Genomic DNA, 14,801 nt, shown 5'->3' on the forward strand with positions numbered 1-14,801 from the left:
ATGCCTGGAATTTTCACGATATCGCTTGACTTTGAACTTCACTGGGGTGTATTTGATAAAAAAGACCGGCAGCAGCGAAAGGCCTGCTATCTGAATACACTGGAATCCATTCCGAAGGTCTTGGCCTTGTTCGAAAAATACGGGGTGCATGCAACATGGGCCGTTGTGGGCAGCGTTATGGCAAAAGACCGGCAGGAGTGGGAGAGATGGAAGCCCGTAATTGAGCCCTGTTATGCGGTAGAAGATTATTCGGCCTACGCATGGGTGCGAAAGAATGACCTTGGTCCTGCATATCGCTGGGCACATTTTGCCCCGGAAACGGTGAGCGCCATTTTGCTCTGCCGGGGACAGGAGCTGGGCACGCATACATTTGGTCATTTTTATTGCCTGGAGCAGCAGGCTGCAAACGAGGCCTTCGATGCTGACCTGAAGGCAGCAACTGCGGCAGCGGAAAAATTTGGTTGCCGCCTCTCTTCGTTGGTCTTTCCACGCAACCAGTTTAATCCTGAACACCTGCGCACCTGCTTTGCAAACGGGATCAGGGTGGTCCGCTCCAATCCTTCCTCCTGGTTCTGGAGTCCAATCACGGATAAAAGCGCCAATCCGGTGCGTAAAATCTTTCGTACCGGGGATGCGTACGTGCCGTTGGCAACGAGGCGTACGTCCTATCCTTTAGCGGCAATTCAGGCACGGCCGGGAGAGCCGTTGCAGCTTCCGGCCAGCCGGCTTTTCCGTCCCTGGTCGCCCAAAATGCCTGTCCTCGGCAAGCTTTCCCTTCGGCGCTCCATTCGTGAGTTGTATGCAGCAGCCAGCCAAGGAGAGTGTTATCACCTGTGGTGGCACCCTGAAAATTTCGGAGACTATCCCCAGCAAAATCTGCTGCGGCTTGAGCTTCTGCTCACGCATTTTCAAAAATGCCGCGAAAAATATAGTATGGAAAGCTGGAATATGGGGGAGTACGCGTCGCTTTTGAATGAAGAAGGCGAAATGTGCAAAGACATTTTACAGTATTCCTCCTGATCGATGAAAACAGCGTTACGATGAACATTCGCCCCGCACGTCCTTCCGACAAGCCTGCAATGATCCGCCTCCTGAGCCAGTCTTTGGGTGATGATGTCATTCCGCAATCGGAAGACTTCTGGACCTGGAAGCACGAACAAAATCCATTTGGTCCTTCATACGTGCTTTTGGCGGAGGAAGACGGGGTGATTGTAGGCTTACGTGCTTTTATGAAATGGAAATGGCAATTGAATGATACAACCTTCGATGCCATCCGCGCAGTTGACACAGCCACGCATCCCGATTTCCAGGGCAGGGGAATTTTTAAAAAGCTGACGATGAATCTTGTGGAGACCTGCCGGCGGGACGGCGTGCATTTCATCTTTAACACACCCAACGAAAAAAGCAAGCCGGGATACCTGAAGATGGGTTGGGTAGAGCAGGGAAAAATGCCGTTGAAACTGAAGATAAGGAAGCCGCTGGCGGTGGTTTATTCCCGACTGGTCCGTAACGGAAAAACCATCGATAAGAGCGAGGATCCTTCTCCCCCTCAGGAGTGGCGTGCCGACGTGTTGGACTTGCTGAAAGGCTACGTTCAAAAAGCGGTCTATTTAACCACAGCGATCTCGCCGGCCTATATTGCCTGGCGCTACGCGGACAACCCGCTTTTTCGCTACAACTATTTTACTGACGGGAAAAGCTACCTGCTGATCAGCAGGGTCAAACAACACGCTTTTACAAAAGAACTGCGGCTAGTGGACTTTATTCTCCTTGACGAACAGGCAAACCCGCAGGCACTGAACGCTCTCCTAAAAAAAGAAGTCAGGAGCTTTTGCGCTTTGCACAATATCAACCTGGTCTCCATGTCCGGTGTGCAGTTCCAGTTGTACCAAAACTATTTCCGCTGGATGGGCATTGTCCCCGTCAGGGCACTGGGTCCCATGATCACCCTGCGTGACCTCAACATGGAAGACAGGTTTGCCAGCCTAAAAGAATCGAAGAACTGGTCGTACTCTCTTGGTGACCTTGAGTTGTTCTAAGCTGTTTGCAATTGAACGATGTACCTGCGTGACCGCTCCGGGTTTTTATCGCCATCAAACATTTACCGCTATTTTCTTTTTGCATGACTCAGAAAGCCAAATTGATCCGGATAACAACGGTGCCCATTTCACTGAAAGTTCTTTTGCGCCAGCAACTCCGCTTTATGGCCGACCATTACGATGTACTGGCTGTTTCTTCGCCCGGCAAAACGTTGGAGGACGTACGGGCCAGCGAAGGGGTGCGGGTTGCAGGCGTGCCAATGAGCCGTGCCATTACGCCGTTGAAAGATGCGAAAGCGCTGTGGCAATTGTACTGGCTGTTTAAAAAAGAGCATCCCACGATTGTTCACACCCACACGCCAAAAGCAGGCTTGCTGGGGATGCTGGCCGGGCGGCTGGCCGGTGTGCCGGTGCGCCTGCACACGGTAGCCGGAATGCCGTTGATGGAAAGCAGGGGCCTGAAGAAAAAACTGCTTTCGGTTGTGGAATGGCTTACCTACCGTTGCGCTACCAAAGTGTACCCCAATTCAACGAACCTGGCAAAGTACATCGAAGACCATAAGTTCTGTCAAGCCGGAAAGCTGAAAGTGCTGGGAAACGGTAGCAGTAACGGCATCGACATGGAGTTTTTTCAGTTGACCGACGGGCTCGAGGCTTCTGTGACACAAACCCGGAAAGCACTGGGCATCGACGAAAAAGATTTCGTGTACCTGTTTATTGGCCGCCTGGTTCGGGACAAGGGAATCGAGGAACTGGTCGATGCTTTCTGTCGTTTGCGAAGCACCGCAAATGCGATTAAACTGTTGCTGGTTGGTCCATATGAGCCCGAACGTGATCCCCTGCCGATAACGGTGCAGAAGGCAATTGAAGACGACAAAGACATTATCCGAATCGATTTCCAACAGGACGTGCGGCCTTTTCTTGCCATCAGTGATGTACTGGTGTTTCCATCGTACAGGGAAGGGTTTCCCAACGTGCCCATGCAGGCGGGTTGTTTTCACCTGCCTTCGATCGTCACGGATATCAATGGCTGCAATGAAATCATCCAGCATGGAAAGAACGGGTTGATCGTACCGGTAAAAAATGTTGACGCCCTTCGAAAGGCGATGGGAACCTTGCGGAACGACCGTGAATTGTTTTTGCGTATGAAAGCAAATGCCCGGCAATGGATTGGCGAGCGGTATGAACAAAAACAGTTTTGGAACATCCTGTTGAACGAATACAGGGATCAATTAACGGCTCATGGGATTGTATCGGAAATCTCTTAAACGGATCGTCGATTTTGCTTTCAGCCTGGCAGGACTTTGCCTTCTGTCGCCGGTTTTCCTGGTGCTGGCGGTCCTGCTTTTTGTTGCCAACGACGGGAGGCCGTTTTTCATCCAGCGCCGTCCCGGCAAAAACGGCCGTATTTTTTTGCTGGTAAAATTTAAAACCATGAACGACCGTAAAGGCGCAGATGGCCAGCTTCTGCCTGATGAAAAACGGTTGACTGCGCTGGGCAAGTGGTTGCGTAAAACGTCGCTGGATGAAATTCCGCAACTGCTCAATGTGCTGAAAGGCGACATGAGCTTAATCGGGCCCAGGCCGCTCCTGGTGGACTATTTGCCACTCTATTCAGCCCGGCAAAACCGCCGGCACGAAGTGCGGCCGGGAATCACCGGCTGGGCACAGGTAAATGGGCGGAATGCCCTGACCTGGGACCAAAAATTTGAACTGGATGTGTGGTATGTAGATCACCTGGATTGGAAACTCGATGCCCAAATTCTTTGGCTCACATGCAAAAAAGTTTTGAAAACAGAAGGGATCAGTCAAAAGGGGCACGCAACAATGCCGTATTTTAAGGGGGCAAACAGGGTATGAACATTCTCATTACATCGGCCGGTCAACGTGTTTCGCTGGTAAGAGCTTTTCAAAAAGAGCTCAAGAAACTTTATCCCGGTGCGAAAGTCTTTACAACCGACATGTGTCCGCAAATGAGTGCGGCCTGTCATGTTTCCGACCAGTATTTCCAGGTAAAACGGGTGACCGATTACGGTTATATCGATGACCTGCTTTTGCTCTGCGAGAAGAACCGCATCAGGATGGTCGTACCCACAATCGATACGGAACTCCTGGTGCTGGCGCAAAACAAACCGCGGTTTGATGAACAGGGAATCCATGTAATTATTTCATCGCCTGCTTTTGTGGCGCAGTGCCGCGACAAGCGTAAGATCCATTGCTTTTTCCAGCAAAAAGGAATACCGGTTCCTGAAACAATCGAGAAAAGCAATCCCCGGTTCCCGCTTTTCATCAAGCCTTACGACGGCAGCCTCAGTGCAGATAATTTCATCATCCGCTCGGCCAGCGATTTTACGGATTATCACTTCAGCAACGAAAAGCTCCTGTTTATGGAGTACATCGATAAAACCGAATACGACGAATACACGGTAGATATGTATTATGATAAGCAGCACGCCGTGAAATGCATCATTCCGCGGCGGCGGCTGTTGGTAAGGGCGGGAGAGATCAACAAAGGTGTGACGTGCAAAAACAGGATCGTCTCTTTCCTGAAAGAAAAACTGGGCGAGGTTGGCGGTGCCATCGGTTGTTTGACCGTGCAGGTATTTATGCACAAGGTCACAGAGCGGATCGTTGCCATCGAGATCAACCCACGTTTTGGCGGGGGATTCCCATTAAGTTATCGTGCTGGTGGCAACTACCCGTTGTGGCTGATCAGGGAATATTTTCACGACAAGCCAATCCCTTACACGGAAGATTGGGAAGACGGCATGCTGATGCTGCGATACGACGACGAAGTGATTGTTCATGCAAATCGCGACTAACAAGCGGACGTTTTTTGTTTTTGATCTCGATGATACGTTGTATCCGGAGATCGATTTTCTGAAATCGGCCTACCAGGCTCTTTCCGAAAAACTGGAGCCACATGCCGGACGTCCACTTTACGATGAGATGTTGCTGCGGTACTCCCGGAAGGAAAATGTTTTCCAGTGGCTCGTTGATACCTGTGCCTTTGCACCATCGACCCTTACCATCGAATGGTTGCTTTCCGAATACCGCACACATGCGCCATCCATCAAGCTCAGTGCGGAAACAGCAACGTTTCTGCAGCAGGTTCGCAGGATGGGTATTCCCTGCGGACTGATTACAGACGGCAGGCAAATCACGCAGCGAAACAAACTTCGGGCCCTGGGTCTTGAAACGACGTTTGCGGATGTGATCATTTCGGAGGAATTCGGTTCGGAAAAGCCGGCAGAAAGAAACTACCTTTTCTTCGAAGAAAAATATCCTGGCCGCGAGTTTTATTTTTTTGGCGACAACACGGCAAAAGATTTCCTGGTACCGGCACAGTTGGGATGGAAGACCATATGCCTGGAAAATACAGGCAGTCATATTCACCCACAGGACTTTTCCCAGGCCGCATGTCCCGACTTCATCATTACAAGCTTTGCTGACGTGCAGCTTTGCCCCGAGCCTGTCTTACCATTGGATAAACAACAGTTAAGACTGAAATCAAATTGCGACAAATAACCGGTTAGTCTTTCAGACAGCCTTTTACCTAACAACCCAACTGTTTATGAAACCCAAAATCTGGCTTTCGTCTCCGCACATGGGAGAGAAAGAACTTTCTTACATCAATGAAGCATTTGCATCCAACTGGATCGCTCCATTGGGGCCACATGTAGATGGCTTCGAACACGACCTGCAAACCTTTCTTGGCGGCGATGTTCAGGTAGCCGCTTTGAGTTCGGGGACGGCTGCCCTGCATCTTGCCCTTATTCTCCTGGGCGTTGGCGCCGGCGATGAAGTCATCTGCCAGTCGATGACCTTTGCCGCTTCTGCCAACCCAATTGTTTACCAGGGCGCACTGCCTGTTTTTGTGGATAGCGAAGAAAGCACCTGGAACATGTCGCCGGATTACCTGGAACAGGCAATTCAGCACCGGATCAAATTGGGAAAAAAGCCCAAGGCGATCATCGTTGTGCACCTGTATGGCATGCCGGCACAGATCGACCGTATTATGGAGATTGCACGGTTTTACGGAATACCCGTCGTCGAAGACGCAGCCGAGGCTCTGGGCTCGAGCTTTAAAGGACAGCCTCTTGGAACATTTGGTGACATTGGCGTATTGTCGTTCAATGGCAATAAAATCATTACCACCTCGGGCGGTGGCGCCCTGGTTTCCGCCAACGGTGACTTTATCCGGCAGGCCCGTTTCCTGGCAACACAGGCACTGGACCCTGCACCGCATTATCAACATTCACAAATCGGGTACAATTACCGGATGAGCAATGTCTGCGCGGCAATCGGCCGTGGTCAAATGGAGGTATTGCACCAGCGTATCCGCCAGCGACGCAATAATTTCCTGTTTTATAAAGATGCCTTATCGACAATCAGCGAAATACAACTTGCCGAAGAACCGTCACCGGACTATTATTCCAATCATTGGCTTACGACGATCCTTGTTGCAGAAAGCCACGTAACACGGGAAGATTTGCGCACTGCTCTTGTAGCCGATAACATCGATTGCCGCCCGTTGTGGAAGCCAATGCATCTGCAGCCGGTATACGCCGGTGCACCTTATTATGGTGGGACGACCAGTGAGCAGCTTTTTGCAAACGGATTGTGTTTACCCTCGGGGTCCAATCTCACAGAAGCAGACCTCGACCGCGTTGTAGGCCAACTGGTTAACGTTTATCAGAGACAGCTTATACAAACGACTCTCGTCAAAAATTAAGATTTCAATCCTGCACTTTTCATTCCAACCCTTCGATTTCCCATTCCTGCCCAGTCCCTCTTTCCTGTCCCTTTCGAATTCATGCGCCAAACACCAAAACCTTTAAATCACGAGGCTCATGAACAATTTACTGAATGCCAAAACTGCTCCCCGCTGGGTGATTCTGCTTGTTGACCTGGCCATTACCTGCACATCCTTTACACTGTCTTATTTTATCATCAAGCATTTTGAATTTTCCGGAATTCTGCGTGGACATTTTTTTATCTACACCGGCCTGTACGCCCTGATAGCGTTGGCAACTTTCTTCTGCATGCGCACACACACGGGATTGATCCGCTATTCGAACATCCAGGATATCTTCCGGATTTTCTCTGCTGTCTTCGTCATCAGTGCAGCTTATCCCATCGCTGTAAAGATGCTGATTTCACGTCCTTATCATATCGAGTCGCTGAATATTGCCGGCGTTGTGTTTATCAATTTTTTTGTTGCCTCTTCGCTGATGGTGATGATGCGGGCCTTTATCAAGTTGTTTTACTACAAAATCAAAAGTTCGCCCTTCAGCATGGCAGAAAAGGTGCTCATTTTTGGTTCGGATCAAAACGCCATCCTGATCAAGCAGGCCATCGAGTCGTACAACGAAAACAAATTACTCGTGGCAGGCTTTGTCGAAATGAGGCCAGGTAAGATCAATACCTATATCGAGCAAAAAAAAGTGTTTTCAATCGCGGAGCTGGCGATGGCAGCAAAAAAGAAAGGGGTCCGCAAAATGATCATGACGAATGAGCAACTGGACAGCTTTCACAAAAAGGCGGTGATTGACAAATGCCTGCAGCATGGCATTAAAGTCCTGGTCATTCCACCTTCGGAGCAATGGCTCAACGACAAGCCGCTTGCGAAGCAGTTGCAGGAACTCAGGATCGAAGATTTGCTGCAGCGGGAGCCGATTGTGATCAACAATGTGAAAATTTCGAACGAGTTATCCGGAAAGCGAATCCTCATCACCGGCGCTGCCGGTTCGATAGGTTCGGAGATTGCCAGGCAGGTATTGACTTATCATCCCGAAATGCTTATTCTTTGCGACCAGGCCGAAACTGCCCTGCATGAGATACAAACTGAAGTGGAAGCCAATTTCCCCGGGATCAACATCAAGATCATGATTGGAAGTGTTAGGGATTACAACCGGATGCAAGCGCTTTTCCGCGATTTCCGTCCGCAGATCGTTTTTCACGCAGCCGCATACAAGCATGTGCCGATGATGGAGAATCATCCCTGCGAAGCGATCCTGACGAATGTGATGGGAACGAAAAATATCGCCGACCTATCGGTGATTCACAGGGTTTCCATGTTTGTGATGGTGTCTACCGATAAAGCGGTAAACCCGGCCAATGTGATGGGTGCCTCCAAGCGCTTGGCTGAAATGTATGTGCAGACATTGAACAATCATGCGGAATGGCCACGGGAGTCATCCAGCTATATCGCGGTGAAGAGCGAAGGCGAAAGCCTTACCGAAGTGCGAATGAAAACAAAGTTTATTACCACCCGCTTTGGCAATGTCCTCGGCTCCAACGGATCGGTGGTGCCCCGCTTTCGCGAGCAAATCCAGAAGGGCGGTCCGCTTACGGTAACCGATCCGGAGGTCACCCGCTATTTCATGACCATACCCGAGGCGGTGCAATTGGTACTGGAGGCCGGTACGATGGGAAAGGGAGGAGAGATCTTCATTTTTGATATGGGCCAATCGGTAAAAATTGTGGACCTGGCCAGAAAGATGATCCAACTGGCCGGGTTGATCCCGGAACAGGATATTAAAATTGTTTACACGGGTCTTCGGCCAGGCGAGAAGCTGTACGAGGAGCTCCTGGCAAAAGAGGAAAAAACCCTTCTGACTCACCATGAAAAAATCAAGATTGCCCGGGTGGTTGCCGGTCCCGCCAGTGTTCTTTTTGACATTGAAGAACTGATAGGCATCAGCATGCTGGGCGACAACAACAAACTGGTAACGAAAATGAAGGCGCTAATCCCGGAATTCAAAAGCTGCAATTCAAAATACGAAAAGCTGGATCTGCCGGTAAACAGCAATTTTACGCAGGACGCATCGACGCTATTGTCCTGACAACGCAGTCAGCAATTTCCCTCCCAACATCCAAAATAAGTAATCTGTTATGTGCGGAATTATCGGCAGTATCAGTCACAGGTTTCAATTCGCTCCAGAAGATTTACGCGTTCTGCAACATCGCGGACCCGATGATGAAGGCTATTATTGCAATGACGGTGTGATGCTGGGGCAGACCCGTCTTTCGATCGTTGATGTAAGTGCCAACGGGCACCAGCCGATGCTGTCAGCCGATGGTGACTATGTGCTGGTCTTTAATGGCGAAATTTACAACCATCTTGATATCCGGTCCCGGTTAAAAGCAAAAGGTTATTCTTTTAAATCCGGTTCGGATACCGAAACGCTCCTGTATGGATTTATGGAATATGGCAAAGACATTCTTCCCCAATTGAACGGAATCTTTGCATTTTGCGTTCTTGATAAACGGAAACAGGAAGTGGTCATTGCGAGGGACCACTATGGCATCAAGCCATTGTATTACTACTACGAACACGACGGCGTCTTTGCCTTTGCGTCGGAGATCAAAGCGCTGTTGAAAATACCGGGTTTCGATAAAACCATAAATCCCTCAGCCTTGTTCAGCTACCTGCAATTGTTGTATTCTGTCGGTGGACAAACACCGTTTCAAAACGTGTTGAAGCTGTTGCCGGGTCATTGCATTACGTACTCGCTGGAAAAATCGGTCTTTACCGTTGAAGCGTATGACGAGATTCGATTTGAGGAGAGATCCGAGCCGCTTGGCGAAGAAGAGTGGAAACAAGAATTCAGGCAAGCCTTGCAAAAAGCCGTGGCCCGGCAGTTGATGAGTGACGTTCCGCTCGGGTATTTTCTTTCCGGTGGTCTTGATTCCAGTTTGATCGTGGCAATGGCAAAAGAGATAATGCCTGGCCAGCGATTAACTTGCTTTACAATCGACTCGGGCAAGACATTGAAAGAAGAAGGGTTTGCCGATGACCTGTTCTATGCCAAAAAAGTAGCCAGGCACCTGTCGGTCGACTTAAACATCATTCCCTCCGAGATCAACATTCTGGACAACTTCGACAAAATGATCTGGCATCTTGATGAGCCGCAGGCGGATGCCGCCCCTTTGAATGTATATGACATTTGTCTGAATGCACGCCAACAGGGAATAAAAGTGCTGTTGGGCGGTACGGCCGGCGACGACCTGTTGTCAGGATATCGTCGTCACCAGGCCATTGCGCTGGAAAGGTTTTTCAGGATATTGCCGGTGGCGGGAGGGCGGTTGTTGCAAACGGCTCTCGAGCCGGTGAAGTCTTTCAGCCCGACGATGCGACGCATCAAAAAAGTGATCGCCGAGTCGGGAAAAACAAAATCGCAGCGTTTTGCCGGTTATTTCATGTGGCTGGAGCGGACAAAAACAATGGCCCTTTTTGAGCCTGATGTGCAGGAAATGCTTGTAGGTAATTTGTTGCCGGAAGTTTACCTCGAACACTTGATCCAGACATTGCCACCGGGTGTCAGCGATTTGAACAAGATGTTGTACCTGGAGCTCAAGACCTACCTGCCCGATCACAATTTGAACTACACGGATAAAATGAGCATGGCCGTCGGCGTGGAAACCAGGGTGCCTTACCTCGATATAGAACTGGTTAAACTGTCGTCACAGTTGCCGTCTTCCCTCAAAATGAAAGGCACGACAACCAAGTATATTTTGCGAAAAGTGGCGGAGGATTATTTGCCCCACGATGTGATCTATCGCCCCAAGACTGGTTTTGGCGCACCCCTTCGCGGATGGGTGAAAAACGAAATGCGGGAGATGGTTAACGACCAACTTAGCGAAACCAATCTGAAAAGCCGGGGATTGTTCAATGCCGGTGCCGTGCGGGAGATGATCGATAAGAACCAAAAAGGCAAGCTGGATGCGTCGTATACCATCTGGTCGTTGCTGGCGATTGAAAGTTGGCTGCGGCAGTTTGTTGATGGCAGCTGACCCTGTTAGGCGTATTCTCTTAGTGATTCCATGTGGATTCCCTGCTTTGGTCACACGTAAAAGCTGTTATGTATTTGCAATAAAATATATTTATTAATAAGTATCAATAAATTTCAACTGCCTGTTTTTCAGGCACTCCTTTTGTTAGCTTCGCACTTGCTTTTTTTAAGGTCCTTTATTTTTTAGCCCATTTTTCATCCGGAGGAACATCGGGCAACAGTGTAAAGGATTTTGTTTTCAACAACCACCGCTCCAATACCGGTGATTTTTTATTATCCAATCTTTCATCAGAAAGTAAAAAATGCAAGTACGTAAACATGAAAAACCAAACAAAAAGAAACGTGACGTTCCTAGGATTACTCCTTTGTACCCTTATTCAGATTTCTTGTAGCAAAACATCCTCCTTGCAGGAAGATGAACAAGCGACCCAGTCGGCCAGTGCTGCGCGGTTTAGACGGGTGCCCGGAACCCTTAATCCGTCAAATACACCAACCAATACGTCGGGTACTGTAGTTGTTCCCGACTCCATTGATGCCAGCGGTAAAGTAGATGTAACGTTGGCTTTACAGAACTTTCTTAACAAGGTAAAAGACAACAGCCAGATCCAATTCAAGCAAAACGGTTTGTATCGCATGGATGGCAGCATTGTGCTCACCAAGCGTGTCGGTTTGCAGTTCTATGGCAATGGTGCAAAGTTCTTCACAGTTACGGATGGTACTTCCGCACCGCAGTCGAACCTGCCGGACGAGATCAAATGGCTGTGGCCCCGGAAACGCGGACAGTTCATGGTTCGTGGTGGCAGTGGCCATCGCTTTTATAATATCGAAATCCAGGGCGCTAACATTTATAATTGGGAAGAAGAAGCTTCGTATAATTCAAAGTTTGAAGCGCAGAATGCCTTTGATATCGAGGGTGCCAAAGATGTTGAAATTCGTGACTGCCACGTTCACAATGTATATGGCGATTTTGTGTATGTCGGTATTTGGAATGCAGGTTCAATGGAATGGGCAGATGGCGTAAAAATTAGCAACAACAATTTTCACGACAATGGCCGCCAGGGCGTGGCCATCGTAGGCGCCTCCAATGTGTTGGTAGAGGGAAACAACATCTATAACACCCGTCGCAGCACATTTGATATCGAGCCGGATAATGAAGGCTCCGGTGCATCCAACATTGCCATTCGCAACAACAAGATCGGTGAAGGCCGGCTCCTGTTCCTTGCTTCTGGCGGACAACAGGGCAGCATCAATAATGTAGAAGTAAGTGGGAACTACCTGAACGGCCATGCATTAAGCATTGGCGTTTATACGAAGATTGCCGGTAGCCGCAAAAACTGGCGGATTATCAACAATACATCGGAAAACTATCCTTTTGGTTCGCCTATTGCCCTGATGACATTTGAAGGCGTGTACAACGTGGAAGTAACGGGCAATATCCATGACTTCCAGGTTGGCCAACCAACCGACGCCGTAAAACTTATTTCGGTGACTGGTTACAAAGTAGAAAATAACATCTTTAAAGGTAACCGGCAGGATCTGGTACTGGAGAACACAACCCAGAAGGAGTTTGTACAGTAAAGTTGAACGCCTCTCAATTTGTGGTGACGCAGCTTTCTGGTACCGGATCGGAAAGATGCGATTTCCCGGCAAGCCAAACGATGGTTGTGATCCAGTGTTTCCGATCCCCGGCTTGCAGCAGAGGAGGTGAGTAGCTGATTTTACGATAAAGAAAAGTCCCCCTTCGTGGGGACTTTTCTTTTAGCTGAACAATTCCTTTTCTACGACTATGGCTAATCGAATATGCGGGTCGTACGAAATTGGTTGAAGAAAAGGCTCATAAACCAATATCTTCCACGGAAAGCACCGAAATTACCCCTCTCCATTACCTTTGCAAAAAATATCGCGTTACGATTGTATGTCCGAACCATTCCACCAGCTAGCCGCCATTCTGTTTGTTGATATCGTTGGTTATTCGGCCATGATGCAGGAGGATGAACACGCTGCCATTCAAAAGATCAACCATTTCAGAGACGTCCTGGAAGTTATTGCCGGCGAACTTGATGGGAAAATAATTCAATACTACGGGGACGGCTGCCTGTTGCTGTTTAACAGTGCTACGGATTCTGCGGAATTTGCCAAACTGCTGCAGGCCGATTTATTTGAAGATCCCAAAGTGCCAGCCCGCGTCGGTATTCATATGGGTGATGTGCTGATACATCACGGGAATGTATTTGGCGATGTTGTTAATATTGCTGCCCGTATTCAGGCCTTGGCACCAACCGGCGGTATTTATGTTTCGGAAATGGTCTATCGCAACATTGTCAACAAGCAAGGGCTTGACTGCATGTTTGTGAAAGAGGAGAAATTGAAAAACATCAAAGAACCGTTTCGCATTTACGAATTGCTCACACCCAATAGCCAACCGGTACAGGTATTCGTGCCGGAAATTCCGGTAAAGAGCAAGACCAGTATTGCTGTTCTTCCTTTTTTTAATATGAGCAACGATCAGGACCAGGAGTATTTCAGCGACGGTTTGACGGAGGATATCATTACCCAGCTTTCAAAGATCAAAGCATTGAAGGTGGTTTCGCGTACCTCCGTCATGCAGTACAAAAAAAATCCAAAACATGTAAAAGAGATCGGCCGCGAATTGGATGTAGCAGTTATCCTGGAAGGAAGCGTGCAACGATCGCAGGAGCAGGTCCGTATTACAGCGCAGTTGATTGATGCTGCTACCGATGAACATTTGTGGGCCGATTCCTACGACCGTAGTGTAAAGGACATCTTTTCCATCCAGAGAGAAGTGGCCCTGGCTATCGCCGATGTGTTAAACGCCAAACTTTCGCAGCAGGAAGAAAAGCAGCTCGATCAAACGCCAACCAGTAACCTGGAAGCCTATGATCTTTATCTGCGAGGGAAATTTCTCGTTGAAAAAAGAACGAAGCCGGAAGTGTTGGAAGCAAGGGAATTATTTGAGCAGGCCGTGTCAAAGGACAACAATTTTGCCAATGCCTATTCGGGGCTTGCCGTAACTTATTTATTGGCATCTTACCGGGGTTATGAAGATCCTGTAAAGATGTTGTGGATGGCGAAGAAATACATTGACCTTGCCCTGGCGTTGAATCCCATGTCAGGTGAAAGCCATGCCTCATTAGGGTATTGGTATCACCAAAAATTCGATTGGCACGCCGCGGAGATAACCTATAAGCGTTCCCTCGATCTTAGCCCCAACCAATCAAATGTGTACCTGTGGTTGGGAATTTTGCTGGAAGGAAAAGGCGAAAACGAAGAAGCACTGAAGATATACGAAAAGGGGTGCAGTATTAATCCGGCCTGGGATTATCTGACCGTTAACCAGGTGAGATGTTTGGTAAATGCCGGCAAAAAAGAAGATGCAATCGCATTGCAAAAGAAACTCATCGAAAAGAATGCAACAGAACCGGATATGCAAAAGGTGTATTACGGAGATCTGGCTAGGCTTTACTGGTCGGCCGGAAATCCGGAAGAAGCAATCGCCGCTGCAGAAAAAGCCGGTAACAAGGGATTGTTGTTGTTTTTCAAAGATGGAGATAATTCAGCATTGCAAAAGCGGGTGGATGAAAAATATGATCGCCTGAAAAAGAACAGCGATTATATTTCTCAACTGTGGATGGGAATCGATTACGCAAGAGCTGGGGCCAGAGAAAAAGCATTGGACTGCTTTAATAATGCCATTGCTTTAAAGGACGTCGCCATTACTTATTTGTTGATCAATCACTACGACTTTCTCAATATTAAGTACCTGAACATGGCCTTAATTACGCGGAAATTGCGGATGTTGGTCAACTTTTAGATCTCTCTGCGAGTATTTGTACAGAATTTTTTAGTTGGGTGGGGACTGTGTTTCACGGGGAATTGGGGATTTATTTTTGGAAGGATTTGGGTGGGAGGTTGGGGGTGCTTATCTTTGCGACCGCTCTTTTAA

At 48.6% G+C, this 14,801-nt stretch carries 11 protein-coding genes; all 11 read left to right on the forward strand.

Going from position 1 to position 14,801, the window contains the following annotated elements; all coding sequences use genetic code 11:
• The 11 genes from D6024_RS20720 to D6024_RS20770 all read left to right on the forward strand — a co-directional run bounded on the left by D6024_RS20720 (position 1) and on the right by D6024_RS20770 (position 14,669).
• Positions 1-1,020 (forward strand): polysaccharide deacetylase family protein, encoded by a 1,020-nt coding sequence (locus D6024_RS20720; protein WP_121356713.1) that lies wholly within the window; start codon positions 1-3, stop codon positions 1,018-1,020.
• A gap of 20 nt (positions 1,021-1,040) precedes the next feature.
• Positions 1,041-2,039: a GNAT family N-acetyltransferase gene (locus tag D6024_RS20725; protein ID WP_121356715.1), complete on the forward strand. Its 999-nt coding sequence runs from the start codon at positions 1,041-1,043 to the stop codon at positions 2,037-2,039.
• Between the two features lie 83 nt (positions 2,040-2,122).
• Complete coding sequence (locus D6024_RS20730; RefSeq protein ID WP_205573336.1) at positions 2,123-3,307, forward strand: glycosyltransferase family 4 protein; 1,185 nt, start codon at positions 2,123-2,125, stop codon at positions 3,305-3,307.
• A complete protein-coding gene (locus tag D6024_RS20735; protein WP_317125280.1) occupies positions 3,282-3,899 on the forward strand; it encodes a sugar transferase in 618 nt (205 codons plus the stop codon). Before D6024_RS20730 ends, D6024_RS20735 begins: the two co-directional genes overlap by 26 nt.
• Entirely contained in the window at positions 3,896-4,861 is a 966-nt protein-coding gene (locus tag D6024_RS20740; RefSeq protein WP_121356717.1) for an ATP-grasp domain-containing protein, read from the forward strand. The genes D6024_RS20735 and D6024_RS20740 overlap by 4 nt, the downstream gene beginning before the upstream one ends.
• Positions 4,845-5,567 (forward strand): HAD family hydrolase, encoded by a 723-nt coding sequence (locus D6024_RS20745; RefSeq protein WP_121356740.1) that lies wholly within the window; start codon positions 4,845-4,847, stop codon positions 5,565-5,567. The genes D6024_RS20740 and D6024_RS20745 overlap by 17 nt, the downstream gene beginning before the upstream one ends.
• Before the next feature lie 46 nt (positions 5,568-5,613).
• On the forward strand, positions 5,614-6,774 hold the full coding sequence (locus tag D6024_RS20750; RefSeq protein ID WP_121356719.1) for a DegT/DnrJ/EryC1/StrS family aminotransferase: 1,161 nt from the start codon (positions 5,614-5,616) through the stop codon (positions 6,772-6,774).
• A 118-nt stretch (positions 6,775-6,892) separates the two neighbouring features.
• Entirely contained in the window at positions 6,893-8,887 is a 1,995-nt protein-coding gene (locus D6024_RS20755) for a polysaccharide biosynthesis protein (RefSeq protein ID WP_121356720.1), read from the forward strand.
• A 49-nt stretch (positions 8,888-8,936) separates the two neighbouring features.
• Entirely contained in the window at positions 8,937-10,838 is a 1,902-nt protein-coding gene (gene asnB / locus D6024_RS20760; protein ID WP_121356722.1) for an asparagine synthase (glutamine-hydrolyzing), read from the forward strand.
• Between the two features lie 404 nt (positions 10,839-11,242).
• Positions 11,243-12,415, forward strand: coding sequence for a right-handed parallel beta-helix repeat-containing protein (locus D6024_RS20765; protein WP_162944906.1), 1,173 nt, complete (start codon positions 11,243-11,245; stop codon positions 12,413-12,415).
• 337 nt (positions 12,416-12,752) lie between these two features.
• A complete protein-coding gene (locus D6024_RS20770) occupies positions 12,753-14,669 on the forward strand; it encodes an adenylate/guanylate cyclase domain-containing protein (RefSeq protein ID WP_121356725.1) in 1,917 nt (638 codons plus the stop codon).
• Positions 14,670-14,801: the final 132 nt, after the last annotated feature.

Source organism: Flavisolibacter nicotianae, from assembly GCF_003628535.1.
GTDB classification, from domain to species: Bacteria; Bacteroidota; Bacteroidia; order Chitinophagales; family Chitinophagaceae; genus Flavisolibacter; species Flavisolibacter nicotianae.